At 70.5% G+C, this 23,330-nt stretch carries 26 protein-coding genes; 15 read left to right on the top strand and 11 right to left on the bottom strand.

The window, feature by feature from the left end; translation table 11 throughout:
• The first annotated feature begins 31 nt into the window (after positions 1–31).
• From ITJ66_RS02685 to ITJ66_RS02640, 10 genes are read left to right on the top strand one after another with little or no spacing between them, the layout of a single operon-like run.
• Positions 32–622 (top strand): TerD family protein, encoded by a 591-nt coding sequence (locus tag ITJ66_RS02685; RefSeq protein WP_138945985.1) that lies wholly within the window; start codon positions 32–34, stop codon positions 620–622.
• Between the two features lie 58 nt (positions 623–680).
• Positions 681–1,259, top strand: a complete 579-nt coding sequence (locus tag ITJ66_RS02680; RefSeq protein WP_079704611.1) for a TerD family protein — start codon at positions 681–683, stop codon at positions 1,257–1,259.
• Positions 1,260–1,311: 52 nt separating this feature from the next.
• A complete protein-coding gene (locus ITJ66_RS02675; protein ID WP_079704610.1) occupies positions 1,312–2,523 on the top strand; it encodes a toxic anion resistance protein in 1,212 nt (403 codons plus the stop codon).
• Positions 2,524–2,577: 54 nt separating this feature from the next.
• A complete protein-coding gene (locus ITJ66_RS02670) occupies positions 2,578–3,093 on the top strand; it encodes a hypothetical protein (RefSeq protein ID WP_079704609.1) in 516 nt (171 codons plus the stop codon).
• Positions 3,093–3,644 carry a TerD family protein gene (locus tag ITJ66_RS02665; protein ID WP_194643246.1) on the top strand — a complete coding sequence of 184 codons (552 nt, stop codon included), beginning with the start codon at positions 3,093–3,095 and terminating at the stop codon, positions 3,642–3,644. Before ITJ66_RS02670 ends, ITJ66_RS02665 begins: the two co-directional genes overlap by 1 nt.
• Positions 3,645–3,647: 3 nt before the next feature.
• Positions 3,648–4,496 (top strand): hypothetical protein, encoded by an 849-nt coding sequence (locus ITJ66_RS02660; protein ID WP_194643244.1) that lies wholly within the window; start codon positions 3,648–3,650, stop codon positions 4,494–4,496.
• A 2-nt stretch (positions 4,497–4,498) separates the two neighbouring features.
• Complete coding sequence (locus ITJ66_RS02655) at positions 4,499–5,692, top strand: HpcH/HpaI aldolase/citrate lyase family protein (RefSeq protein ID WP_138945983.1); 1,194 nt, start codon at positions 4,499–4,501, stop codon at positions 5,690–5,692.
• Positions 5,689–7,095: a phosphoribosyltransferase domain-containing protein gene (locus tag ITJ66_RS02650; RefSeq protein WP_194643242.1), complete on the top strand. Its 1,407-nt coding sequence runs from the start codon at positions 5,689–5,691 to the stop codon at positions 7,093–7,095. Before ITJ66_RS02655 ends, ITJ66_RS02650 begins: the two co-directional genes overlap by 4 nt.
• Positions 7,092–8,246: a cysteine protease StiP family protein gene (locus tag ITJ66_RS02645; RefSeq protein ID WP_165766968.1), complete on the top strand. Its 1,155-nt coding sequence runs from the start codon at positions 7,092–7,094 to the stop codon at positions 8,244–8,246. The genes ITJ66_RS02650 and ITJ66_RS02645 overlap by 4 nt, the downstream gene beginning before the upstream one ends.
• Complete coding sequence (locus ITJ66_RS02640; protein ID WP_194643240.1) at positions 8,243–9,055, top strand: HAD family hydrolase; 813 nt, start codon at positions 8,243–8,245, stop codon at positions 9,053–9,055. Before ITJ66_RS02645 ends, ITJ66_RS02640 begins: the two co-directional genes overlap by 4 nt.
• A 12-nt stretch (positions 9,056–9,067) precedes the next feature.
• On the opposite strand, the gene ITJ66_RS02635 is transcribed toward ITJ66_RS02640, so the two are convergent.
• From ITJ66_RS02635 to ITJ66_RS02625, 3 genes are read right to left on the bottom strand one after another with little or no spacing between them, the layout of a single operon-like run.
• Positions 9,068–10,306, bottom strand: coding sequence for a molybdopterin molybdotransferase MoeA (locus tag ITJ66_RS02635; protein ID WP_194643238.1), 1,239 nt, complete (start codon positions 10,304–10,306; stop codon positions 9,068–9,070).
• A complete protein-coding gene (locus tag ITJ66_RS02630) occupies positions 10,303–10,575 on the bottom strand; it encodes a DUF6457 domain-containing protein (protein ID WP_194643236.1) in 273 nt (90 codons plus the stop codon). Before ITJ66_RS02630 ends, ITJ66_RS02635 begins: the two co-directional genes overlap by 4 nt.
• The gene (locus tag ITJ66_RS02625; RefSeq protein WP_194643234.1) at positions 10,572–11,249 is read right to left on the bottom strand and encodes a molybdenum cofactor guanylyltransferase; all 678 of its coding nucleotides are present in this window, start codon (positions 11,247–11,249) and stop codon (positions 10,572–10,574) included. Before ITJ66_RS02625 ends, ITJ66_RS02630 begins: the two co-directional genes overlap by 4 nt.
• Positions 11,250–11,342: 93 nt before the next feature.
• Between ITJ66_RS02625 and fdhD the strand changes: the two genes are divergently transcribed.
• Both fdhD and ITJ66_RS02615 read left to right on the top strand, forming a co-directional pair.
• Positions 11,343–12,221: a formate dehydrogenase accessory sulfurtransferase FdhD gene (fdhD, locus tag ITJ66_RS02620; RefSeq protein ID WP_194643232.1), complete on the top strand. Its 879-nt coding sequence runs from the start codon at positions 11,343–11,345 to the stop codon at positions 12,219–12,221.
• Positions 12,218–14,509, top strand: a complete 2,292-nt coding sequence (locus ITJ66_RS02615) for an FdhF/YdeP family oxidoreductase (RefSeq protein WP_194643230.1) — start codon at positions 12,218–12,220, stop codon at positions 14,507–14,509. Before fdhD ends, ITJ66_RS02615 begins: the two co-directional genes overlap by 4 nt.
• Positions 14,510–14,549: 40 nt before the next feature.
• On the opposite strand, the gene ITJ66_RS02610 is transcribed toward ITJ66_RS02615, so the two are convergent.
• The 4 genes from ITJ66_RS02610 to ITJ66_RS02595 form a co-directional block, all read right to left on the bottom strand.
• Complete coding sequence (locus ITJ66_RS02610; RefSeq protein WP_064295852.1) at positions 14,550–14,810, bottom strand: hypothetical protein; 261 nt, start codon at positions 14,808–14,810, stop codon at positions 14,550–14,552.
• A gap of 90 nt (positions 14,811–14,900) precedes the next feature.
• Complete coding sequence (locus ITJ66_RS02605; protein WP_194643227.1) at positions 14,901–15,845, bottom strand: alpha/beta fold hydrolase; 945 nt, start codon at positions 15,843–15,845, stop codon at positions 14,901–14,903.
• A 209-nt stretch (positions 15,846–16,054) separates the two neighbouring features.
• Positions 16,055–17,248 (bottom strand): hypothetical protein, encoded by a 1,194-nt coding sequence (locus tag ITJ66_RS02600; RefSeq protein WP_194643225.1) that lies wholly within the window; start codon positions 17,246–17,248, stop codon positions 16,055–16,057.
• A 131-nt stretch (positions 17,249–17,379) separates the two neighbouring features.
• A complete protein-coding gene (locus ITJ66_RS02595; protein ID WP_137242684.1) occupies positions 17,380–17,781 on the bottom strand; it encodes a cupin domain-containing protein in 402 nt (133 codons plus the stop codon).
• Between the two features lie 132 nt (positions 17,782–17,913).
• On the opposite strand from ITJ66_RS02595, the gene ITJ66_RS02590 reads away from it, so the two are divergent.
• Positions 17,914–18,807, top strand: coding sequence for a DUF808 domain-containing protein (locus tag ITJ66_RS02590; RefSeq protein WP_194643223.1), 894 nt, complete (start codon positions 17,914–17,916; stop codon positions 18,805–18,807).
• 24 nt (positions 18,808–18,831) lie between these two features.
• Here ITJ66_RS02590 and ITJ66_RS02585 read toward each other — a convergent pair whose 3' ends face one another.
• The gene (locus ITJ66_RS02585) at positions 18,832–19,326 is read right to left on the bottom strand and encodes a GNAT family N-acetyltransferase (protein WP_079000799.1); all 495 of its coding nucleotides are present in this window, start codon (positions 19,324–19,326) and stop codon (positions 18,832–18,834) included.
• Between the two features lie 111 nt (positions 19,327–19,437).
• Positions 19,438–19,770: a DUF4333 domain-containing protein gene (locus tag ITJ66_RS02580; protein ID WP_137242687.1), complete on the bottom strand. Its 333-nt coding sequence runs from the start codon at positions 19,768–19,770 to the stop codon at positions 19,438–19,440.
• A 104-nt stretch (positions 19,771–19,874) separates the two neighbouring features.
• On the opposite strand from ITJ66_RS02580, the gene ITJ66_RS02575 reads away from it, so the two are divergent.
• Positions 19,875–20,771: an alpha/beta hydrolase fold domain-containing protein gene (locus tag ITJ66_RS02575; RefSeq protein ID WP_194643221.1), complete on the top strand. Its 897-nt coding sequence runs from the start codon at positions 19,875–19,877 to the stop codon at positions 20,769–20,771.
• Between the two features lie 73 nt (positions 20,772–20,844).
• On the opposite strand, the gene ITJ66_RS02570 is transcribed toward ITJ66_RS02575, so the two are convergent.
• Positions 20,845–21,156: a metalloregulator ArsR/SmtB family transcription factor gene (locus ITJ66_RS02570; protein WP_064295846.1), complete on the bottom strand. Its 312-nt coding sequence runs from the start codon at positions 21,154–21,156 to the stop codon at positions 20,845–20,847.
• 65 nt (positions 21,157–21,221) lie between these two features.
• Here ITJ66_RS02570 and ITJ66_RS02565 point away from each other — a divergent pair, with 65 nt between their 5' ends.
• Positions 21,222–22,121: an NAD-dependent epimerase/dehydratase family protein gene (locus ITJ66_RS02565; protein ID WP_194643219.1), complete on the top strand. Its 900-nt coding sequence runs from the start codon at positions 21,222–21,224 to the stop codon at positions 22,119–22,121.
• Positions 22,122–22,172: 51 nt separating this feature from the next.
• Here the strand turns inward: ITJ66_RS02565 and ITJ66_RS02560 are convergent, their stop codons facing one another.
• Positions 22,173–23,231: a LacI family DNA-binding transcriptional regulator gene (locus ITJ66_RS02560; RefSeq protein WP_199862347.1), complete on the bottom strand. Its 1,059-nt coding sequence runs from the start codon at positions 23,229–23,231 to the stop codon at positions 22,173–22,175.
• Between the last annotated feature and the right edge of the window lie 99 nt (positions 23,232–23,330).

The following is a 23,330-nucleotide window of genomic DNA, read 5'->3' as shown; positions in this document are numbered from 1 at the left end:
CTACACGATGAAGCATCTAGGAGACGGAACCATGGGTCTGAGTCTGGAAAAGGGCCAGTCGCTCTCACTGACGAAGCAGGACGGCGGTTCGCTCACACGGATCCGCCTCGGCCTCGGCTGGGACGGCGTCGCACCGGTGAAGCGCGGCTTCTTCGGACGCTCGTCCGCGCCCGACATCGACCTGGACGCCTCAGCGATCTTCTTCGACGCCACCGGCAAGGTGCTCGACACCATCTGGTTCCAGCAGCTCGCGAGCAAAGACGGCTCGGCCAGCCACACCGGCGACAACCTCACGGGCGCCGGCGACGGCGACGACGAGACGATCCTCGTCGACCTCTCGAAGGTCGCCCCGTCCGTCCAGCAGATCGTCTTCGTGATCAGCAGCTACAGCCGCCAGACCTTCGACACCGTGCAGAACGCCTTCAGCCGGATCATCGACGACTCGACCCCGGGCTCCCCCGAGGTCGCCCGCTACCAGCTCACCGACTCCGGTCCGCACACCGCGATGATCATGTCGAAGGTCTCGCGCGAGGGCAACGGCTGGACCTTCAAGGCGATCGGCGAGCGCGCCAACGGGCGTTCCGTCATGGACCTCCTCGGCCCCGCCGCCCAGGCGCTCTGAGCACCACCCGCAGCAGTCCCCCGCGCGACAGCGCAGTTCCGAAGGAGAAGCGATCACCATGGCAGGACTCACCCTCGAAAAGGGCAACAACCTCTCGCTCACGAAGACCAGCCCCGGCCTGACCGTCGCGACGGTCGGTCTCGGGTGGGACCCGCGCACCACGAGCGGTGAGGCGTTCGACCTCGACGCCTCGGCGCTGCTCGTCGGCGCGAACGGCAAGGTGCGCTCCTCCGCCGACTTCATCTTCTACAACCAGCCCGCCTCAGCGGACGGCTCCGTCAAGCACCTCGGCGACAACCGCACCGGCGACGGCGAGGGTGACGACGAGCAGATCTCGGTCGACCTGAACGCGGTCGGGGCAGACGTCGAGCGCGTGATCATCGCCGTGTCGATCGACAAGGCCGACGAGCGTCGCCAGAACTTCGGCCAGGTCCGCGGCGCGTACTGCCGCATCGTCGACCAGGACGGCACCGAGATCGTCCGCTTCGACCTCAGCGAGGACGCCGCCCCCGAGACCGCCATGCTGTTCTCGGAGCTCTACCGCAACGGATCCGAGTGGAAGTTCAAGGCCGTCGGCCAGGGCTACACCACCGGTCTCGCCGGCATCGCCGGCGACTTCGGCGTCCCGCTCGGCTGAGCACCGACGCCTCCACCACGAGCAAGCCACACACGAGAGCAAGGTCGACCGCATGAGCACGCCACTCACTCCGCCAGACGCCAACGAACAGGCAGCAGCCTCCCTCGTGCTGCACGCTCCGGATGCACCGGACGTCGTGCAGGCCGAAGAGGCACCGGGCATGGTCCCGGTCCCGGCGGAGCGCCAGACGGAGATCCAGCAGCAGGCGCGCTCCTTCGTGACCGAGGTCGCGACGCTCGACCCGCGCTCGCCCGAGTTCACGCAGAAGATCGAGGGCATCTCCCAGATCGGCGGCAAGGAAATGGTGCAGTCGAGCGGGTACTCCTCCCGCATGCTCGACCGCTCGTCGACCTCGGTCGCCGGCGCGAAGCGTTCGGGTGACAGCGCGCAGATCAAGGTCGCGACCACGCTCGGCGACCTCCGCAGCACCGTCGAGGACCTCACGCCGAACCAGGCGGACCTCGGCGTCGGCCGCAAGATCCTCGGGTTCATCCCGGGCGGCAACAAGCTCGCCAAGTACTTCCAGAAGTACGAGTCCGCGCAGACCCAGCTCGACAAGATCATCAAGTCGCTCATGGCCGGCCAGGACGAGCTCCTGAAGGACAACGCCGCCCTCGCCGGCGAGAAGGTCCAGCTCTGGGAGACGATGCAGGCGCTCAGCGAGTACGCCGTCTTCGCGAAGGCCCTCGACGCCGCCTGCGTCGCCAAGATCGACGAAGCCCGCTCCTCCGGACGCATCGAGGAGGCCCAGAAGCTCGAGGCCGACGTCCTCTTCCCCGTCCGCCAGCGCCACCAGGACATCCTCACGCAGCTCGCCGTCTCGGTGCAGGGCTACCTCGCGATGGACCTCATCCGCAAGAACAACCTCGAGCTCATCAAGGGTGTCGACCGCGCTCGCACCACGACGATCGCCGCCCTGCGGACCGCCGTCGTCGTCGCGCAGGCCCTCGCGAACCAGAAGATGGTCCTCGACCAGATCGACGCGATCAACACCACGACGAACAACATGATCCTGCAGACGAGCGAGATGCTGAAGGATCAGACCACGCGCATCCACCAGCAGGCCTCCACCGCCGGTGTCAGCGTCGAGACCCTGCAGCGCGCGTTCGACAACGTCTTCCAGACTATGGACGCGATCGACACCTTCCGTGCCGAAGCCGCCAAGAACATGGAGGGCACCGTCAACGCGCTCGAGTCGGGCCTCGAGAAGGCGAAGCCGTACCTCGAGCGCAGCCGTCAGGCCGAGCAGCGCGAACTGCGGTAGCCTCACGCTCGGGTGACCGGGCGCACGGGTCGCTGAGGACGAAGGGGACGAGGGATGGCATTCGGACGACTGCTGAACGCACTGCGGACCGGCGGGGCCGAGCCGCTCGGCGTCGTCGACGCCACGCCGGCGCCCGTCGGTGAGACCGAGGACGAGCAGACGGCCCGGCACCTCGACGAACTCCGCGACTCGGTGCGCTCCGTGGGGCGCGACCTCCCCACGCTGCTCACCTCGCAGCTCCGACAGATCGACGACCAGTTGCGCCTCGTCGTCGCGACGATCGCCGACCAGGGTGCGTCGACCGAGCAGCGCGTGCTCCTCGCCGCGATGGTGACGGACTACCTCCCGAGCCCCCTGCGCTCCTTCCTCGCGCTGCCGGCCGCGGACCGCACCGACGACTCCCGCAGCACGATCGTCTTCGCCCGTCAGCTGGAGCTCATCGAGGAGACCATCCGCGACCTCCTCAACCAGATCCGCATCGGCGCGATCGCCGAACTCTCGACGCACGGTCGGTTCCTCTCCGACAAGTTCCAGGAGCCCGACGCCGGTCTCGTGCTGGGTGCGCACTGATGGCGTCGCTGATCGCGGGCGCGAACGCCGCGCTCACCGCCGAGAACCCCGGTCTCGACGCCGTGCTCATCGGGTTCGGCTGGGACGTCATCGCGAGCCGCGGGCCGCAGAGCGAGCCCGTGCCGCTGGCGATCATGTGCGGTGACGACGGCAAGGCGCTGTCCGACGACCACCTCGTGTTCTTCAACCAGGTCGAGAGCCAGGACGGCGCGGTCACCTTCTCGTCGGAGGCCGACGATGAGGAGATCGACGTCGAGCTGACGCGCGTGCCGGACGCCGTGTCGAAGATCGCCTTCCTGCTCTACATCGACCCCGACGTCCGCGGGCCCGGCGACTTCTCGCCCGTGCGCTCGGCGTTCGTCCGCGTCGCCACGCCCGACGGTCGGGAGCTCGTGCGCTTCGACGTGCCGATCGCCGAGGTCCGCAGCAGCCAGGCGCTGCTGCTCGCCGAGCTGTACCGGCACCGCTCGGACTGGAAGTTCCGCGCCCTCGGGCAGGGGTACGCCGGTGGTCTCGCCGGCGTGGCGCGCGACTTCAGAATCGACCTCTGAGCCGTGCCGCTCAACACCTCCCCGGTGCGACGGGACATCGACTACCTCCGTCGTCGGGTGAAGCCGAGGCCTGCGCCGGTCGCGCAGGAGGAACCCGTGGCGAGCGCCCCGGCGGCACCTGCCCCCGCGGCGCCCGCCGCGTCGCCAGCACCGTCGACAGGACTCACGCTCGGCGGGCCGTCGACGCCCGCCGCCGCACCCCCTGCCCCGGTGGCATCGGCAGCGCCGTCGGCACCGTCGGCACCGTCGACGGGACTCACGCTTGGCGGGCCCTCGACGCCCGCCGTGGTGACCCCCTCGGTGAACGCGGCGTCGCCGCCCCCGTCGACGCCCAGCACCCCACAGCCCTTCCCCGCCCCGACGGCCGAGGAGGTCCGCGTCCTCGACGACGAGACCCCGCTGGTCCGGCTCGACCCGCGTCAGTCGGCGATCGGCAGCCTCATCGTCGGCGGAGCGACGGCGATCGTGTGGGAGACCGTCGAACTCGTGACGGGCGTCGCGACCGCCGACGGCATCGACGGCACGCCCGTGACGACGCCCGGCAACCGGCCGCTGCTCGGCTTCGACGGCGGCGACGCGATCCTCGCGCTCCGGCACGTGCACCTCATCCGGCGAGCGCTGTTCGTCGGCGCAGCCGGTCGTCCGCTGACGGTCCAGCTCTTCGACGGCGAGAGCTTCGCCGCGGCTGACGACACCGGCGCACCGCCGGTCGTCTCGCTGCTGCGCATCGGGTCGAGACTCGAACTCCGCCTCGAACCCCTTCCCGCCGAGATCCCCCTCCAGACGCTCCTGCAGCAGTTCGGCTTCGAGCCGACGCCGTACGTCGTCGCCCGCGAACCCCGGAGACGATGACCATGCGCCACTTCAGTTACGTCGACGACAAGCGCGCGTCGCGGCTGTTCCACAAGCTCCCGAGCCCCATCAGCATCGACTCCCCGCCGGAACACGTGGCGGCGGCACTCGGCGCCACGCTCTACAGTCCCGGCACGCGCCCGACGCTCGCGAAGGACGTCGTGAAGCAGGCGAAGCACGGCTGCCTGAGCATGGTGCTGTGCCTCGAGGACTCGGTCCCCGACGACGCGGTCGAGTTCGCCGAGACGAACGTCGCGGAGGCGATGCAGCAGCTCGCCGCCAAGAGCTCGGGGTCCAAGCGCCCGGTGTTGCCGCTGCTCTTCATCCGCGTCCGCACGCCCGAGCAGCTCGAGCGGGTCGCCGGGCTCCTCGGTCCGGGACTCGACCTCCTGAGCGGCTTCGTCATCCCCAAGTACGAGAACAGCGACGGGGTGGCGGACCGCTTCTTCGAAGCGCTCGGTCGCGTGCAGCGCGACTACGGGCAGGACGGGTCGAACGGCGCGCGTCGGCTCCGGGTCATGCCGATCCTCGAGTCGCCGCGGATGATCCACCGCGAGACCCGCGACGACACCCTCTCCGGGATCGTCGACGTCACCAAGGCCCACCGCGAGGACGTACTCGCGGTCCGGATCGGCGCCACCGACCTCTCGAGCGCCTTCTCGCTCCGGCGCTCCCGCGACCTCACCGTGTACGACGTGAAACTCGTCTCCTCGGTCATCGCCGACGTCGTCAACGTCTTCGGTCGACCGGGCGACGACTTCGTCATCACCGGCACGGTCTGGGAGCACTTCCACAACGCGGAGCGGCTCATGCGCCCGCAGCTGCGCATGACGCCGTTCCAGGACGCGAACGAGGCGCAGCTGCGTCAGAAGCTGCTCCTCAAAGGACTCGACGGCCTCATCCGCGAGATCGCGCTCGACCAGGCGAACGGGTTGCTCGGCAAGACGGTCATCCACCCGAGCCACGTGCCGGTCGTCCACGCGATGTCGGTCGTGAGCCACGAGGAGTACGTCGACGCCCTCTCCGTCGTCGGCGACGTGGGTGGCGGCGCCAACGCCTCCCCCTACCGGAACAAGATGAACGAGATGAAGCCGCACCAGGCGTGGGCGCGCAAGACCCTGCTCCGCGCGGATGCCTTCGGGGTGGCAGCGGAGGAGACGACCTTCGTCGACCTCCTCGAGACGAGCATGCGGTGACCGTATGGACGGGCGCATGGACAGGCGGTTTCGTGCGCGACGCCGTCGGCATCGGCCTGCGCTCGGACGCGTCCCGGAGCCTGATCCCGGTGGAGGACCTCGTCGGTCTCGCGCTCCGCGACAACCCCAAACGCGCGCAGCTGCTCGTGTCGACGGTCCTCGCCAAACACGTGCCGACCGTGCCCGGCCTGGCACTCGCCGCCGGAGAACTGCTCGGACTGCTGGTGCGGAGCGCGCTCGACGGCAGCGATCCGGAGACGGCTCCGTTCGACACCGTGGCGCAGCTCTTGGCCCGTCGGGAACGGCCGGATGCTGACGGCCTCGCCGCCCTCACCGCCGTCCGCGAGCACCTCGCCCAGCTCCGCGATGCGGCCCCAGCTGCCGGGCCGGAGCTCGTCACCGTCGGTTATGCGGAGACGGCGACCGGGCTCGGCCACATCGTCGCCGACGCGCTCGGCTCGCCCTACCTCCACTCCACGAGGCACGAGGCGGACGTGCCCTTCACGCCGTTCGAGGAGGAGCACTCGCACGCGAGCGACCACCGCCTGTACCCGAGCGACCCCGCGTGGGCCACGGTCGGCGGCACCACGGTGCTCGTCGACGACGAGTTGAGCACCGGACGCACCGTGCGCAACACGATCACCGCGCTGCACGCCAACACGCCGCAGGCGCACTGGGTGGTCGCCGGCCTCATCGACCTCCGTTCGGATGCGGACCGACAGCGCTTCGACGACCTCGCCGACCGCCTCGGCACCCGGATCACCGTCGTGGCGCTCGGCGTGGGTGCCGTCGACCTACCGGAGGACGTCCTCGCCCGCGCGCGAGCGGTCATCGACGCCGCACCCGCCGCGTCGGTAGCCGGATCGACCGCAACCGGCGACGTCGTCGTCGTGGACGCCTCCGACCTGCCGCCCGTGCGGAGCGCGCGCTTCGGTGCGCCAGGACGCCTCGACGACGCGGTGACCGCCGCGATCGCCGACCGGGTCCTTCCGAAACTGCCGGACGGCGAGGTCGTGGTGCTCGGCTCCGAGGAGTTCATCGCGGTACCGCTGGCCGTCGCCGCCCACCTCGACCGCACCCGCGGAGCGACGCGCTTCTCGACCACCACGCGGTCCCCCATCGCCGTCATCGACCGTGACGACTACGCCATCGCGAGCGCGGTGTGCTTCACCAGCCACGACCGTACGATCGACGGCTTCGGACCCCGCTTCGCCTACAACCTCTCGCGCGGCGGCTCGCGGTTCGCGGCGGTGGCCCTGTTCCCGGAGCCGGGCGCCGACCGCGAGCTCCTGCTCCGGCCCGACGGCGTCGTCGAGGCACTGCGGACCGTCACCGACCACGTCATCGTCGTCCTCCTCTCCGAATCCGTCCCGACCCCAGCCGAATGGAACCCCGCACCGTGACCATCGACGCCGCCGCCCTCCCCGAGCCGCTCACCGGACCGGACTTCGGGTCCTACGACGCCTCGGAGGTGCGCTGGCTGCTGACCGACCTCGGTGACACCCGCCTCGAGGCCGACGCCTCCGAACGTGAGGCCGCGATCCAGAGCGGTCGCGCGCACTACGCCGAGTCGCTGCCCATCGAGTACCTGCCCTCCCCCGAGTACGAGGAGCTCTACCGGGACGCCCTCGCGCGGTCGAGCCGACGTCTCGCGGTGGCCGTCGGCGTCGTCACCGACCTCGTCCTGGCCTCCCGCGCGAACCGGCCGGTGCTGGTCTCCCTCGCCCGCGCCGGAACGCCCATCGGGATCCTCATGCGTCGCTGGGCGAAGGAGGTCCGCGGGATCGACGTGCCGCACTACACGATGAGCATCGTCCGCGGTGTCGGCGTCGACGGGACCGCACTGCGCTACCTCGCGGCGCACCACGACCCGGAGCAGATCGCGTTCGTCGACGGCTGGACCGGCAAGGGCGCCATCGCGCGCGAACTGACGGCGGCGCTGGAACGCTTCGCCGAGACCGACGGCATCCGCTTCTCCGACGAGCTGGCCGTCCTCGCCGACCCCGGACACTGTGTGCCCGTCTACGGCACCCGTGACGACTACCTCATCCCCTCGGCATGCCTGAACTCCACCGTCTCCGGCCTCGTGTCCCGCACGGTGTACAACCGCGAGCTGCTCTCCGACGACCAGTTCCACGGCGCCAAGTTCTACCGCGAGCTGAGCAGTCACGACGTCTCCGGCGCCTTCCTCGACGCGGTCTCCAGTCGCTTCGCCGAGGTGGTCGACGACGTCGCAGCGGGCGTGGAGGAGGCCTCAGCTGCCGATCGCGAACCGAGCTGGATCGGCTGGGAGGCCGTCGAGCGGATCCGGGAACAGTACGACATCCCGACGGTGAACCTCGTGAAGCCGGGTGTCGGCGAGACCACCCGCGTCCTGCTCCGCCGGGTGCCGTGGAAGGTGCTCGTGTCACCGGACGCCCTCGACGACGTCGCGCACGTGCTCCTGCTCGCCGAGCAGCGCGGTGTGCCGGTCGAGGTCGTGCCCGGGTTGCCCTACAGCTGTGTCGGACTCATCAACCCGTTGAGCGACGCCGCGGCGGGAGACGCCCAGTGAGCGCCCTCGTCGCCTGCGACCTGGATCGCACCCTCATCTACTCGCCGAAGGCGTTCTGGCTCGAGACGCCAGACCCCGAGGCGCCGTCGATCATCGTCTCGGAGCTCTGGAACGGCGTGCCGATCTCGTTCATGACGCGCGAGTCGGAGCGCCTGCTGATCGAGCTGCGCTCGCAAGCCGTGTTCATGCCGGTCACGACGCGGACGGTGGCGCAGTATCAGCGGGTGCAGCTGCCGGGCGGCGCACCCGCATACGCGATCACGAGCAACGGCGGCGAGATCCTCGTCGACGGCGTCCCCGACGCCGACTGGCGCGATCGCGTGCGAGCGCACCTCACCGACCACACCGCTCCGCTCGACGAGGCACTCGCGCGCTTCGAGGAGCTGGCGTCGCCGACCTGGATCCTCAAGACGAACGTCGCGGACGCGCTGTTCTTCTACTCGATCGTCGAGCGCGACGCGATCCCGGCGGGCTGGCTCGAACAGGTCGAGCAGGAGTGCGAACGGCTCGGGTGGACGGTGTCCCTGCAGGGACGCAAGCTCTACTGCGTACCCTGGACGCTCACGAAGCACGATGCCGTCAGTGAAGTCGCCCGCCGCCTCGACGGCCCACTCGTGCTCGCGGCCGGCGACTCGCTCCTCGACCAGTCGATGCTGGAGACCGCCGACCTCGCGTTCCGGCCGGCGCACGGCGAGCTCGACGACGAGGGCTTCACGATCGACACGCTGACGGTCACCGAGCGGCGCGGCATCCTCGCCGGCGAGGAACTGCTGCAGCTGATGACGGCGGCAGCCGTCCGGGGCCGCTGACCCGAGGCCCGATCACCAGGGCAGGTCGAGACTCGGTACCAGGCCGCCCGCGGCCGCGCCGGAGCCCGGGCACACGAGCACGCCGTCGGCGTCGGCGAGCCCGCGGAGCATGGCTGCCCCGTGCCATGGCGTCGGCTCCGCATGCGGCGTCGCCGAATCGGGATCGTGCACCGAGCGGTAGGGACGCAGGACCGTCCCGGAACGGACCCCGTCGACGGGCGAGGCGAGCACCGCCGGTCGCAGGGCCGGAAGCTCGAGTCCCTGGAGGCCGGCGAGCACCGGGTGCACGAGCGTGAGGACACTGAGCAGTGCGGCGAGCGGGTTGCCGGGCAGCCCGACGAACAGGCGGCCGTCCGGCAGCCGCGCGAGCAGCGCAGGGCCACCCGGGCGGACGTCGACGCCGTCCACGAGGAAGTCCGCTCCGGCGTCGCGGAGCAGCGCTCGGACATGATCGGCGCGGGAGTCGCCGGTACCCCCCGTGGTCACGACGAGGTCCCGCTGGTGGCGGGCAGGAGCGCCGACCGCACTCGTCAGCCCGAGGGCGTCCGCCGTGGTGGACGTGTCGTCGCCGACACGGACACTGGACGTGACGACGCCACCGAGCGAGGCGATCACTCCCGGGAGCGATGGACCGAAGCTGTCGCGCACGAACCCGGGTGCGGGCACGCCGCTCGTGACGACCTCGTCGCCCGTGAGGACCAGGCGGACGCGCGGGGTCGGTACGACGGACACGCGGTCGAAGCCCGCGCCGGCGGCGACCGCGAGGTGGACGGGACCCAGGCGAGTGCCGGCGTCGAGGACGGTCGACCCCGCGGGTGACTCGATTCCGGCGGGCCGGATGTGCCGCCCCGGCCGCGGCTCCCCGTTCGGTGCGGACGGTGCGAGGTGGAGGCGAGCTGATCCCGAACCGTGCTCGACCATGCCGTGCTCGAGCTGGAGGACCGCCTCGGCGCCCGCCGGGATCAGCCCACCGGTCAGGACGTCGACCGCGACACCATCGCTGAGTCCGACCGACCGGGCGCGTTCGGCGTCGCCGCCGGTCAGCAGGGTCCACGGGCCGTTCCCGGAAACCGCCCAGCCGTCCATCGCCGAGGAGGCGTAGTGCGGGATCGCGATGGGCGAGACGAGCGGCGCCGCGAGGACGTGCCCGAAGGCCTTGGCGAGCGCCAGGGTGTCGACGACGTCGGACCGCTGCGCGGCACCCGCCGCATGCGCGATGCTGCGGGCGTCCGACCAGGAGGACCTCGTCATGCGGTCGAGTCCGAGGCGACCAGCCGCTCGACGGCCGCGGTCGCAGCCTCGGCGGCGGCGACCGGATCCGCCCCGCTCGCGAGCGCCTTCCCGACGGCGATGCCGACGAGGTAGGTGGTCAGCGGGGCGGCCGGACGCAGCACGGCGTGCGCGGCCGTGCCCGCGAGTCCGAGGACGGCGTCGATGTCGACCGCGACGTCGCCGAGCTCCAGCTCAGCGGACACCCGGTCGGTCCAGTCGGCGAGGACGGCATGCAGGTCATCGGTCATGGGAGACGCTCCTCAGGGTCGGCGGTCGGCGTGGTGGACGCGGTCGGCGCCGGCGACTCGACGGCGGTGACGACCCCGAGTCCGGTGGCGTCGGCCCAGGTGTCGACGTCGGCCGAGCCGCCGTCGGGAATGGGCACCTGGCGGAGGACGAGTCCGGCGAGCAGCTGGCGGACGGAGACACCCGCGAGGTCACCGCTCGGTTGTGACGCCCGGAGTGCGGCGACCCGGTTTTCCAGGGCCTCCCGGTGGTAGACGGCGAGCAGCGACTGCTCACGACCGGAGTCGTCCACCGCGACCCAGCCGTCGGTGTCGGCCCCGGTCGCGGCTGTGGCTGCGTCGAGCACCGCGGCGAGCGCCGGCGCGGCATCCGGCATGTCGCAGGCGAGGACGGCGACCTGTGCGAGACCCTCGGCCGCGACGCCATCACGCAGGGCGTCCAGGCCTGCGGCGATGGCTGCGGCAGGGCCACCGAAGACGGGGCGCTCGCGGACGAAGCGGACCGGAGCGGTCGTCCCGGCCTCGGGGCCGACCACGACGACACGGCCGCCGGCCGCCCGCGCAGCATCGATCGCGAGCTGGAGGAGCGTCCGGCCGTCGCGGAGCAACGACGCCTTCGCGACGCCGCCGAGGCGGGAGGACCGCCCTCCCGCGAGGATGATCGCGTCGACGGGCATGGCACCAGCCTAAGCCGCGATCCAGCCCCCGAGGCGGCTGCGGATCCGGTGAGGCACCTTGCCCTCGTCCGATGGTGGTGATAGCCATGAGCCATGACTCGCATCACGGCGCGCAGACGCGTCACCCGCATCACGGTGGGACAGCCCGCACGCACCCGCGAGGACGTCCTCGCCGTCGAGGAGCCGCTCGAGATCCGCGTCGGTGGTCGTTCGCTCGCCATCACGATGCGGACGCCCGGTCACGACGTCGACCTCGCGATCGGCTTCCTCGTCTCGGAGGGCGTGATCGGCCGGGGTGACGACGTCCGCACCGCGCGGTACTGCGCCGGCGCGACGGACGAGGGCGTCAACACGTACAACGTGCTCGACGTCGCCCTGTCCCCCGGCGTCCCCGCCCCGGATCCGAGCCTGGAACGGAACTTCTTCACCACCAGCTCGTGCGGCCTCTGCGGCAAGGCGAGCATCGACGCCGTCCGGACGAGCTCGCGGTACTCCGTCGCGGACGACGACTTCCGCCTCGACCCGGCGCTCCTCGTGACCTTCCCCGACCGCCTCCGGGCACAGCAGGCGGTCTTCGAGCGCACCGGCGGTCTGCACGCGGCCGGCCTGTTCGACGCCCGCACCGGCGAGATGCTCGTGCTCCGCGAGGACGTCGGTCGGCACAACGCCGTCGACAAGGTGGTCGGATGGGCGGCGAAGGAGGGGTTGCTCCCGCTCCGCTCCATGGTCCTGATGGTGTCGGGGCGCGCGAGTTTCGAGCTCACGCAGAAGGCCTCGATGGCCGGCATCCCGATGCTCGCCGCCGTCTCCGCGCCGTCGTCGCTCGCCGCCGAACTCGCCACCGAACTCGGGATGACGCTCGTCGGCTTCCTCCGAGGCGACTCGATGGTCGTCTACAGCGGTGCGCACCGCCTTGCCGACCCGGCCGAGGACTCGGCACCAGCAGCACTCCAGACCGGAGCGAGCGCATGAGCGCCGAACCGCCCGTCGAGGACGTCACGGACGCCGACATCGAGGTCACCCACCCGAAGCACGTCGCCGTCGGCCTGCCCGGCATCCTGCATTCGATGGAGCCCGCCCTCCGGCAGCTCGGGCCGAAGCGGACCGCGGAGCTGTTCACCTCGATCAACCAGCGCGGCGGCTTCGACTGCATGAGCTGCGCCTGGCCCGACCCGGACGACCGCAAGAAGCTCGAGTTCTGCGAGAACGGCGCGAAGGCCGTCATCTGGGAGGCGACGCCGGTCGTCATCCCGAGCGCCTTCTGGGCCGAACACCCGCTCAGCGATCTCGCCGACAAGTCGGAGTACTGGCTCGGCATGCAGGGTCGGCTGTCGGAGCCCGTCTACAAGCCGGCCGGTTCGGACCACTACCGGCCGGTGAGCTGGGACGAGGCGTTCGCGATCGTCGGTGAGCAGCTGCGTGGGCAGGCGTCCCCCGACGAAGCCGTGTTCTACACGAGCGGCCGCGCGTCGAACGAGGCGGCCTTCGTCTACCAGCTCTTCGTTCGCGCCTTCGGGACCAACAACCTCCCCGACTGTTCGAACATGTGCCACGAGTCCACCGGCACGGCGCTCGGCGAGGTGATCGGCGTCGGGAAGTCGACGATCCGGTACGAGGACTTCGAGCAGGCCGACCTCATCATCGTGATGGGCCAGAACCCGGGCACGAACCATCCGCGCATGCTCACGGCGCTCGAGGACGCGAAGCAGGCGGGCGCGACGATCGTCTCGGTGAACCCGCTCCCCGAGGCGGCGCTCGAGCGGTACAAGAATCCGCAGACGGTCCGCGGCATGGTCGGGCGCGGCACGGTCATCTCCGACCAGTTCCTGCAGATCCGGCTCGGCGGCGACATGGCGCTGCTGCAGGCGGTCTCGAAGCGGGTCCTGGAGGCCGAGGCGGCAGCTCCGGGGACGATCCTCGACCACGCGTTCCTCGCTGAGCACTGCCTCGGACTCGAGGAGCTGACGGCCCACCTGGCCGACCTCGACGAGGCGGCGGTGCTCGAGGCGACCGGCCTCTCGAGCGAGCAGATCGACGAACTCGCCGAGCGCTACATCGCGTCGAACGCGACGATCGTCACCTGGGCGATGGGTCTGACCCAGCACAAGGCGGCGGTCAACGGGATCAAGGAGATCATCAACCTGCTCCTCCTCCGCGGGAACATCGGCAAGCCTGGCGCCGGTGCGTCGCCGATCCGCGGGCACAGCAACGTGCAGGGCGACCGGACGATGGGTATCTGGGAGCAGATGCCCGAGTCCTTCCTCGCCGCCATGGAGCGCGAGTTCGCGGTCCCGATGCCGCGGGAGCACGGGGTCGACGCGGTGAACGCGATCCGAGCGATGCAGCGGGGCGAGGTCCGCACCTGGATCTCGCTCGGCGGCAACTTCGTCGCGGCGATCTCCGACACCGCCGCCGCCGAGGCCGCGATCCGCGGAACGCAGCTGTCCGTGCAGATCTCCACGAAGCTCAACCACTCGCACGCGGTCACGGGCGAGGCGGCGATCATCCTGCCGACCCTCGGGCGCACCGAGATCGACCTGCAGGCGAGCGGACCGCAGATGGTCAGCGTGGAGGACTCGGTGTGCGCGGTCCACGCCTCGCACGGCCGTATCCCGCCGGCAGCGCCCGGTCTGCTCTCCGAGGTCGCCATCATCACGCGCCTCGCGCGTGCGACGCTCGGTGAGGACTCGGGCATCGCCTGGCAGGCGTTCGAGGACGACTACGACACGATCCGCGAACACATCGGACGGGTCGTGCCGGGCTGCGAGGGGTACAACGAGCAGATCCGCCGCGAGGACGGCTTCGTCCTGCCGAACGGACCGCGGGATTCCCGCACGTTCACGAACCCCGAGGGTCGCGCCCTGCTGACGGTCAATGAGCTCGAACCGATCCACTGCCCGCCCGGTCGGCTGCTCCTGCAGACCCTGCGCTCACACGACCAGTTCAACACGACGATCTACAGCCTGAACGACCGGTACCGCGGCATCAAGAAGGGCCGGAACGTCGTCTTCGTCAACCCGGACGACCTCCGCGACCTCGGCCTGGAGGACGGGCAGACGGTGGACGTCTTCAGCGAGTGGGCCGGGCAGCCGGATCGGGAGCTCCGCGGCTTCCGCGTCGTCTCCTACCCGACCGCTCGTGGATGTGCCGCGGCGTACTTCCCCGAGGCGAACGTCCTCGTCCCGCTCGATTCGACGGCAGACCGCAGCAACACCCCGGTCTCGAAGGCGATCGTCGTGCGGTTGCAGCCGGCCGCCTGACACCCGGAGCGACGTCGGCGCGGGCGACGGTCCGAGCGGTTCATTCGTACGCTCGGAGGAGCTGCCAGCGTCCGCGCGCGGCGTCGAGTCGGATGTCGAAGACGAAGGACCGGCCGTCTGCAGCGGTCGCCTGGAACCGCCAGGCGGGGGTCGCCGCGGGCGGATGGGTGACGAACGAGACGTTCGGCTCGAGCGGGGTCGGGGTGTCGGTGACGAGGTACCGGGCTCCGTCCCAGAACAGTCGCTCCGGCACGCCTGCCGGCGTCGTCCAGACCGCGATCTCGGTGCTCGTTATCAACATGCGTGGCCTCCCGTCGTTCGAACATACGTTCGATCGAGAGTGAGCCTAACCCGACATCCGACGACACGCCAGCCCGGATCGGCCGGGGATTCAGTCTCCCGGCGTGTCGGCGAGGAACCGTTTGATGTCCTCGCCCATCACCGCCGCCTCGGTGTGGTGCAGGTAGTGGCCGCCGTCGAGTCGGACGAGTTCACCCCGGTCGACTCCGGCGAGCTGCTCCTCGTGGAGGGGCACCCAGTCGGAGAGTTCCGGGTCGTCGCCGACGACGAACATGAGGATCGGCAGGTCGGCCGGGAACGCTTGGGATCGGGCCGCCTGGAAGTTGCCGGGCGTGTGGGCGATCTCGTCGAGAAGCGTCGGCGACATCGCATTGCGGTTCGTCAGGATCGCGAGTTGGCGCTTCGTGTCGGCGTCGTACGGGAGGCCCTCGTACGGGTCGGGCGCGATGGCGGTGAGGAGGCGGAGGATGCCGAGCGCCTGCAGCGTCTCGACGCCGTCGGTCGGTGTCGGCTCGTCGCTTCCGGGCTGGGTCGGGACGCTCGTGTCGATCCCGATGAACGCCGTCACCTCGGCGCGGAACCGCTCCAGATACTCGAGGGCGTAGATACCGGCGATCGAGTGTCCGGCGAGGACGTAGCGGTCGATGCCGAGGTGCTGCAGGGCGGCGTGCACCTCGCCGGCGATGTTGGCCGAGGTCCGGGGCACGTCCGTCTGATCGCTGAGGCCGTAGCCGAACGGCTCGACCACCACCACCCGGTACTGATCGCGGAGCTCGTCGACGAGCGGCTCGAAGTCGAGGCCGGGTGCCGCGGTGCCCTGCCCGGGCAGCAGGACGATCGTCTCGGCGCCGGAACCACTGATGACGACGTTCATGTCCTTGCCGTCGACGTCGACCAACTGCCCATAGGGCTGCAGGTCGCCCGCTTCCGACGAACTCGCGACGGCGTTCACGATGCTCGTCGTCGCGAGACCCGCTGCGATGAGGCCGGCGATCGTGGCGATCGAGATCAGTGGAACCTTCAGGAGCTTGCGCATCGTCACCCATCGTGAGGAGTCGGCGGCGGGCGGTCGCACCGCGCCGATTCCATCCTCACGGAGCGAGCGCATCGCCACATCCGCCGCTGGGCGAGGACATGCCCGACACGCCTACGCAATTGTGCGCAAGTGAAGCGCGGCTTCGAGTGCGACCGACGACTGAGCCGGCTGGAAGCGGTGGGCTTCCAGCCGGCTCCTGGTCGGTTCGCCTACTCGGCGGGCGGCGGGCTCTGCGGCTGCGTCGGCTGCTGCGACTCCGTCGGCTGCTTCGGTTCCTGCGGAGGCTGCTGGTCCTGCTGCGGAGGCGCGGGCGGAACCGGCGACGACGGGACCTGCGGCTGCGGAGGCCCCCACTGCTGCGGCGCGGGCTGTGCCGGAGCAGGCTGCCCGGGCGCGGAGCCCTGCCAGGACGGAGCGGGCCACTGCTGGCCCGGCTGCTGCGGGGCCGGCTGCCCCTGCTGCGGCTGCCCCTGGAAGCCCTGCCCGGGGTGCCCCTGCCCATACTGGCCGGGGTTCGGCTGGCCGGGGTTCGGCTGGCCGCCATACGGCTGCTGCTGCCCCTGGTACGGCTGCTGCTGCCCCTGGTGCGGCTGCTGCGGGTACGGCTGCCCCTGGTAGGGCTGCTGCGCCTGCTGCCCCTGGTACGGCTGCTGCCCCTGGTACGGCTGCTGGCCCGGGTAGCCCTGCTGCCCCGGGTAGCTCTGAACCGGGTAGCCGGGTGCGGCCTGCTGGTACACCTCCGGACGGTACGGCTGCTGCCCGTAGGACACCCGCTCGCCCTCCGGCTTCGGCGAGAACGCCCGGACGATGACGGGGATCACGGCGGAGATCGCCGCAGCGAGTGTCGTGGCCGCGGCGATGCGCCACCACCAGTCAGCCCAGGTGCCCTCGGGGAACGCCATGGGCAGCACGAGCACGAGGACCGTGGCGATGATGAGCGCGATCGTCACGATGCCGGTGGCCCTGACCACGGTGGACGTGGCGCGGGTGACGAAGTGGAGGAAGTACACCTGGATGATGATGAGCGCCAGACGCACGATGATGAGGATGCCGAGGAACAGCATGATCTGCGTGGACCAGACGAACCCGTCGGAGGTGTTCGGCGGCTGGAGCCACCCGTTCCACAGCTTCAGGAGGCCGACGGTGACGAGGAAGATGTTCACCAACGTCGACACCGCGAGGTACCACTTGTTGGGTCCGTGGCCGGCTGCGGCGTCGAGCGACACGGCCCCGACGAAGGCCGCGAGCAGCAGCAGCGTGAGCCAGACCCGCCCAGCGATGTCGGCCTGATCGCCGACGATGATGAAGTATCCGCCGATGATCGCCGCCGCGACGAGCGTTCCGATCGTCAAGGTCAGCGCGAGCACGGCCGACCGTGAGCGGCGCGGTGTGGTCTCGACCATTCGAAATCCCCAATCTGTCGTGAGTGCCAACAGTACCGGGGTGGCATCCGCATGGAAGGGAGGCCTCCCTACCTCCGGGGAGGACCCCGCTTCTCCACAACGGAGAAGCAGGGCCGCGGTCGGGCAGTCGGTCAGGGGCGGTGGTAGTCGGCTTCGGCGACGTGCTCGAGCCAGGTCGTGCTCGTTGCCGGGTCGTCCGCCTGTTCGAACATCGCGAGGTGCTCCATGTAGTCGTCGGGCGTGGCTCCGTGCCAGTGCTCCTCGCCGGGTGGGGTGTAGACCGTCTGGCCCGGCTGGACGACGAGAACGGCACCGTCGCGCGTGCCCATGAGGGCGACCCCCTCGGTGACGTGGAGGGTCTGCCCGTTGGCATGGGAGTGCCATGCGGTGCGGGCGCCGGGGAGGAACCGTACCTTCGCGACCATCATGTGCTGGCCGTCCTGCTGCGGCGCGGCCAGCAGGTCGAGGTAGACGTCGCCGGTGAACTGCTCGGCGGGGTTCTTGATCGTCGCGGGTTTCGGTTGGATCTGCATACGGACGACGCTACGGCCGTGCACGTCGGCGAGGGAGTGTCCAGCAGTACACCCTTCGGCGATCGCGACAGTACTGTGGACTCCGTCCCCGCCGAGCCCGCAGCGGTGTGACCCCGAGCCAAGGAGAAGCACATGTCGGTCGGCCTGCTCGCCGTTGTCGATGACATCCTCAGCGCAGCCCTCAAGGCGAGTGCGAAGACCGCCGGCGTCGTCATCGACGATGCGGCCGTCACCCCGCAGTACGTGCAGGGGCTCACCCCCGCTCGGGAGCTGCCGGTCGTGTGGCGGATCGCCCGCGGCAGCCTCATCAACAAGTTCGTCATCATCATCCCGATCGCCCTGCTGCTCACGGCGTTCGCCCCCTGGGTGCTGCCGTTCCTCCTCATCATCGGAGGCACCTACCTCTGCTTCGAGGGCGCGGAGAAGGTCATGGAGTGGTTCGGCATGCACCACGCCGAGGCGGAGGAGGACGTCCGCGACGAGAAGAAGCTCGTCTCCGGGGCCGTCCGCACCGACCTCATCCTCAGCACGGAGATCATGCTCATCTCCCTCGCCAGCCTCGACTCAGGGCTCGGCATCTGGATGACGCTGGGCGCCCTCCTGGTCATCGGCCTCGTCATGACGGCGGTCGTCTACGGCGCGGTCGCCCTGCTCGTGAAGATCGACGACATCGGACTCCGACTCATGAAGAACCCGTCACGCGGCGTCCGCCGCACCGGTGCACGGATCGTCGCGTCGATGCCCGCGGTCTTCCGCGTCATCAGCATCGTCGGCACGATCGCGATGCTCTGGGTCGGCGGCCACCTCGTGATCGCGAACCTCGCCGAGACGTTCTGGCACGGCCCGTACGACCTCCTGCACGTCGTCACCCACGCGATCGAGGCCGCCGGACCGGTCGTCGTCTGGATCGCCGACACCGCGATGTCCGCCGTGTTCGGTGTCGTGCTCGGTCTGATCGTCGTCGCGATCGTGACCGGGATCTCGCGCCTGCGGTCACGGAACCAGCCCGCGAAGGCTGCTCACTAGCGGCGACAGCCGCGCCGCCGAGCGTCAGCGGAGCGGGCGGGCGTAGCAGAGCGACATCGGGATGACCTCATACGGCGAGTAGATCGGGATGGGTTCGTAGCCGAGCCACTCGTAGAGCCGCACGGCCTCGGGCTGGCGGTCGCCGGTCTGCAGGATGAGTCGGGACGCCCCCTCGGCACGGGCGGTGTCCTCGACGGCGGTGATCAGGCGCTTCGAGACACCCCGGCCGCGGTGAGCCGGGAGGGTGACGACGCGCTTGAGCTCCCATTCGCCGTGCAGTCGGCGCAGGGCGGCGTGGCCGACCGGCTCGCCGTCGATGAGGGCCAGGAAGGTCGCGCTGATGTCGGCAGGATCGACGGTGAACGCGGTCAGCGCTCGCTCGGCGGCCGCCGGGTCCCAGTCCTCCCAGGCCGACGCGTACCGGGCGTCCATCTCCTCGTCCATCGCGGCGCGGAGCCGCACGGCCCGCTCGTCGTCCCAGGCGACTCGCTCGATGACGACGGGGTTCAGCTCGGGCATGCGGTTCCTTCGGGACGGGCTGCGGCGGCGCGATCGGCACGTCGACGCCGTCTGCCAGTGTCCCACGACGAAGACCCGCCAGACCCGTCAAGGACGGGTCTGAGCCTGGGATCAGTTCGCGGTGTCGGCGACCTGGACCGCCACGTGGTACTTCGTGCCCTCGACGTCGCTGATCGTGACGACGGCGTCGTACTCGGAGCCGCTCGACGGATCGGTCAGCGTGCAGTCGACGGTGGTGTCGTCGATGAGCTTCACGCGCTCGTCGCCGCAGTCGAGGTCGGGACGGGTACCGACCTGCTCCTCCAGCGCGCCGGCGGCCGTGTCCTCGATGTCCGAGGCCGGCACCGTGAGGCTCGCGCTGGCGCTGAAACTGCAGCCGGCGAGCAGGAGCGAAGCGGGGAGCGCCACGAGGGCACCGATGGACAGCAGGCGGTGACGGGTCATGCCGCCAGTATGGCTGCGCGGAGGAGACCGGGCGATGGGGACTCCTGCCCAGCCTGCGCTGCTACCGTGGCGAGACCCAGGAACCCGTCAACCGCGGAGGCACCGTGCTCACCATCCCAGGCGCCGTCGTCGGCCCCGCGCTCCGACTGATCCGCGCGAACCGCGCCTTCGTGAGCGAGGCCGGCGCGCGCCGCCGGATCCGGGAGCGCACCCTCCGGCCGGCGTCCTATGGTCCACCCAGCACCCTCCGCAGCGACGTCCGGGTCGACGTCGAACGTTTGGGAGACTGGCCGGTGTACACCGTGTCCCCCACGGGACGACCGGCGATCGGCGGGGTCGTGTACGCGCACGGCGGCGGCTGGGTCGGCGAGATCGCACCGCAGCACTGGACGCTGGCCGCCACCATCGCCGCGGAGACCGGCGCGGTGGTCACGCTGCCGATCTACCCGCTCGTGCCCTACGGCACCGCGGCCGTGGCGCAGGACGGCGTCGTCGAGCTGGTCCGGCGCAGCATCGAGCGGCACGGGCCGACCGTCCTCGCGGGCGACTCGGCCGGCGGTCAGATCGCCCTGTCGGCTGTGCTCCGACTCCGGGACGAGGGCGTCGTCCTCCCGATGACCACCCTGCTGTCACCAGCACTCGACCTCACTTGGAGCAACCCGCGGATCCCGCTCGTGCAGCCGAGCGACCCCTGGCTGGCGACGCCGGGTGGGCGCGTGTTCGCGGAGCATTGGCGCGGCGACCTGGACATCACCGATCCGACCGTGAGCCCCCTCTTCGGCGACCTCGCCGGGCTCGGACCACTCACGGTCTTGAGTGGGACACGCGACGTCCTCAACCCCGACGCCGAGTTGCTCGTCGAACGAGCCGAAGCGGCCGGCGTCACGGTCGACTACCACGAGGGCACCGGACAGTTCCACGTCTGGGCACTGCTGCCGACCCGCGCCGGACATGCCGCCACGCAGACGATCGTCCGCAGCGTCACGCTCGGGCTGCGCTGAGTCGCCCGAAACGGCTCGAGATCGCGGCGGAATCGGACATCTTCGGGCGACTCAGGGCCGGATCGAGACCGAGCTACGCGGTCCGACGCTTCCGGACCTCGCGCAGGACCATCTGCTCCGGGCACACGGTGGACAGGAAGTCGCCCACCGACAGCGCGAGGCGCTCACCGACGAGCGAGTAGAGGATGCGGTTCGCGTCGCGGCGCTCGGAGACGAGGCCCGCCTGGCGCAGGACGCTCAGGTGCCGGGAGATGGTCGGACCGGTGGCGTCGAAGCGTGCGGCGATCTCCCCCGCGGCGAGCTCGCCGTCTTTGAGGTCCTGCAGGATCTGCCGCCGCGTCGGATGAGCGAGCGCGGCGAAGATGTCCGACGCTGTATCTGCCATGTTTGCAATCTAGCACAATTGCGATATACAGTTTCGCTATATTGCTAACAAGCGAAGGAGACAGCATGCGAGTGGCCATCGCCGGTGGGACCGGGTTCGTCGGACGACACCTCGCCGAGCGACTGCAGCACGACGGGCACGAGATCGTCGTCGTCTCCCGACGCACCGGCGTGGAGATCGACGACGTCGAGGCATTGGCCGCCGCGTTCGCCGACTGCGACGCGGTCGCGCACTGCGCCGGGATCAACCGCGAGCTCGGCGACCAGACCTTCCAGCGCGTGCACGTCGACGGCACCCGGGCGGTCGTGGACGCGGCCCGCCGCGCCGGCGTCGATCGCGTCGTGCTGGTGAGCTTCCTCCGCGCGCGCCCCGACTGCGGCTCCGGATACCACGAGACGAAGTGGGCGGCCGAGGAGATCGTGCGGGTCTCGGGTATCGCGCACACCGTCCTCAAGTTCGGCATGATCTACGGCGCCGGCGACCACATGGTCGATCACGTCACGAAGGCCGTCCGCACCTTCCCGGTGTTCGCGACCGTCGGCTACCGCGAGCGTCTCGTGCGTCCCGTGCCGGTCGCGGACGCCGTCGACGTCCTCGTCGCAGCACTCGAGGGCCGGGTGTCGGAGCCGACCGTCGCGGTCATGGGCGCCGAGGAACTCGAGCTGGGTGCGGCCGTGCGCCGGATCGCGCACGTGGCCGGACGCCGCCCGCTGTACGTCCCGGTCCCCGTGTGGACGATCCGCCTGCTCGCGCGCGCGACGGAACGTCTCATGAAGACGCCACTCGTGGCGAAGGCGCAGGCGCAGATGCTGGCCGAGGGCGTGAGTGAGTCAGCTCCACCCGCACCGGAACTCCCTGCGGACCTCCGTCCGTCCCGCCGCTTCGACGAGTCCCGGATCCGTGCCGCGCTCCCCGCGGGCCGGTTCACCCTCGGCGACATCCGCCTGTCGCGCTCATCCCACTGAGTCGCCCGGAATTGCTCGAAATCCGTGCGGAATCGCGCAGATTCGGGCAGCTCAGGGCATTGAGGTCGGGGCGGGCCCCGTCGACTCGCGTTCGATGAGCATGGTCGCGAGCTCGAGGTGGTGGGAGAACGGCTTCTCCCCGGCATGCAGGCGGAGCAGGGTGTCGACCGCTGCGCGTCCGATGTCGTGCATGGACGTGTGGACCGTGGTGAGGCGGGGGACGGTCAGCATGGCCGAGTAGGTGTCGTCGTAGCCGACGACGCTCACGTCCTCGGGGACGCGAAGCCCGGCCCGCAGGACGGTGCGCACGACCGCGAAGGCGTCGGCGTCGTTGGTCGCGAACACGGCGGTCGGTGAATCCGCGCTGGCCAGCATGCGCGCGACGGCGTCCCCGGCAGTACCCATCCCCTCCTCGGAGACGAGGTCCGGATCGAGCGGGATACCGGCCCCGCGAAGTGCTTCGCGGTAGCCGACGGCGCGCGCCCGCAGGCCTGGATTCGCCGGGTTCCCTCCGACGAAGGCGATCCGCCGGTGGCCGAGATCGAGCAGGTGCTCGACCGCCTGCTGCCCGCCGGCGGCGTGGCTCGAGCCGATACTCGCGACCGAGCGGTCGAGCGGATCAGGCGAGTCGACCGCGACGAGCGCGATGCCCGCGTCGAGGCACGCGTCGACGACGTCGGCGGCGATGGGGGTCGTGACGACGATCATGCCGATCGCCCCTCGCGCCGCGACGCCGTCGACGAAGCCGCGGTCGAGCGCCACCTCGTCTCCGGTCGCATCCGTGGACCCGAAGCCGGAACCGGGCGACAGCACCCGCGTCACGAGATCGATGTCCGACCGCTGTGCCGCGGCGACCATGCCGTCGAGGACACGGAGGGAGTAGACGCTGTGCAGGGTGTCGAACACGACGTGGATGCTTCGTGGAGCACCGGGGATCGACCGGGGTGTCGGGCGGTACCCGAGCTCGCGCACGGCCGTCTCGACCCGGGCACGGGTCGCCTCGGACATGCCCGATCGACCGTTGATCACCTTCGAGACGGTCGCGATCGAGACACCGGCGCGCTCTGCGATCGACGCCAGCGTCGGACCCGTCATCGGTGTTCGTGCCATGGAGTCCCCTCCCTCGTCCCACAGCGGGCGGCCGCCGGTCGCGCCCAGCCTAGCGAAACAGTTTCGAATCGACGCGTTGACGACGTCACGCAGTCTCGC

Origin of the sequence: Plantibacter sp. VKM Ac-2885, from assembly GCF_015351205.1 — a bacterium.
Classification (GTDB): Bacteria; Actinomycetota; Actinomycetes; order Actinomycetales; family Microbacteriaceae; genus Plantibacter; species Plantibacter auratus.
This window is presented reverse-complemented; position numbering and strand designations above follow the sequence as displayed.

Bases quoted from the DNA above. Each gene is read 5' to 3' on its own strand.
- ITJ66_RS02685 (WP_138945985.1), top strand. From the start codon at position 32: ATGGGTCTGAGTCTGGAAAAGGGCCAGTCGCTCTCACTGACGAAGCAG.
- ITJ66_RS02680 (WP_079704611.1), top strand. From the start codon at position 681: ATGGCAGGACTCACCCTCGAAAAGGGCAACAACCTCTCGCTCACGAAG.
- ITJ66_RS02675 (WP_079704610.1), top strand. From the start codon at position 1,312: ATGAGCACGCCACTCACTCCGCCAGACGCCAACGAACAGGCAGCAGCC.
- ITJ66_RS02670 (WP_079704609.1), top strand. From the start codon at position 2,578: ATGGCATTCGGACGACTGCTGAACGCACTGCGGACCGGCGGGGCCGAG.
- ITJ66_RS02665 (WP_194643246.1), top strand. From the start codon at position 3,093: ATGGCGTCGCTGATCGCGGGCGCGAACGCCGCGCTCACCGCCGAGAAC.
- ITJ66_RS02655 (WP_138945983.1), top strand. From the start codon at position 4,499: ATGCGCCACTTCAGTTACGTCGACGACAAGCGCGCGTCGCGGCTGTTC.
- ITJ66_RS02635 (WP_194643238.1), bottom strand. From the start codon at position 10,306: ATGACGAGGTCCTCCTGGTCGGACGCCCGCAGCATCGCGCATGCGGCG.
- ITJ66_RS02630 (WP_194643236.1), bottom strand. From the start codon at position 10,575: ATGACCGATGACCTGCATGCCGTCCTCGCCGACTGGACCGACCGGGTG.
- ITJ66_RS02625 (WP_194643234.1), bottom strand. From the start codon at position 11,249: ATGCCCGTCGACGCGATCATCCTCGCGGGAGGGCGGTCCTCCCGCCTC.
- fdhD (WP_194643232.1), top strand. From the start codon at position 11,343: ATGACTCGCATCACGGCGCGCAGACGCGTCACCCGCATCACGGTGGGA.
- ITJ66_RS02615 (WP_194643230.1), top strand. From the start codon at position 12,218: ATGAGCGCCGAACCGCCCGTCGAGGACGTCACGGACGCCGACATCGAG.
- ITJ66_RS02610 (WP_064295852.1), bottom strand. From the start codon at position 14,810: ATGTTGATAACGAGCACCGAGATCGCGGTCTGGACGACGCCGGCAGGC.
- ITJ66_RS02605 (WP_194643227.1), bottom strand. From the start codon at position 15,845: ATGCGCAAGCTCCTGAAGGTTCCACTGATCTCGATCGCCACGATCGCC.
- ITJ66_RS02600 (WP_194643225.1), bottom strand. From the start codon at position 17,248: ATGGTCGAGACCACACCGCGCCGCTCACGGTCGGCCGTGCTCGCGCTG.
- ITJ66_RS02595 (WP_137242684.1), bottom strand. From the start codon at position 17,781: ATGCAGATCCAACCGAAACCCGCGACGATCAAGAACCCCGCCGAGCAG.
- ITJ66_RS02590 (WP_194643223.1), top strand. From the start codon at position 17,914: ATGTCGGTCGGCCTGCTCGCCGTTGTCGATGACATCCTCAGCGCAGCC.
- ITJ66_RS02585 (WP_079000799.1), bottom strand. From the start codon at position 19,326: ATGCCCGAGCTGAACCCCGTCGTCATCGAGCGAGTCGCCTGGGACGAC.
- ITJ66_RS02580 (WP_137242687.1), bottom strand. From the start codon at position 19,770: ATGACCCGTCACCGCCTGCTGTCCATCGGTGCCCTCGTGGCGCTCCCC.
- ITJ66_RS02570 (WP_064295846.1), bottom strand. From the start codon at position 21,156: ATGGCAGATACAGCGTCGGACATCTTCGCCGCGCTCGCTCATCCGACG.
- ITJ66_RS02565 (WP_194643219.1), top strand. From the start codon at position 21,222: ATGCGAGTGGCCATCGCCGGTGGGACCGGGTTCGTCGGACGACACCTC.
- ITJ66_RS02560 (WP_199862347.1), bottom strand. From the start codon at position 23,231: ATGGCACGAACACCGATGACGGGTCCGACGCTGGCGTCGATCGCAGAG.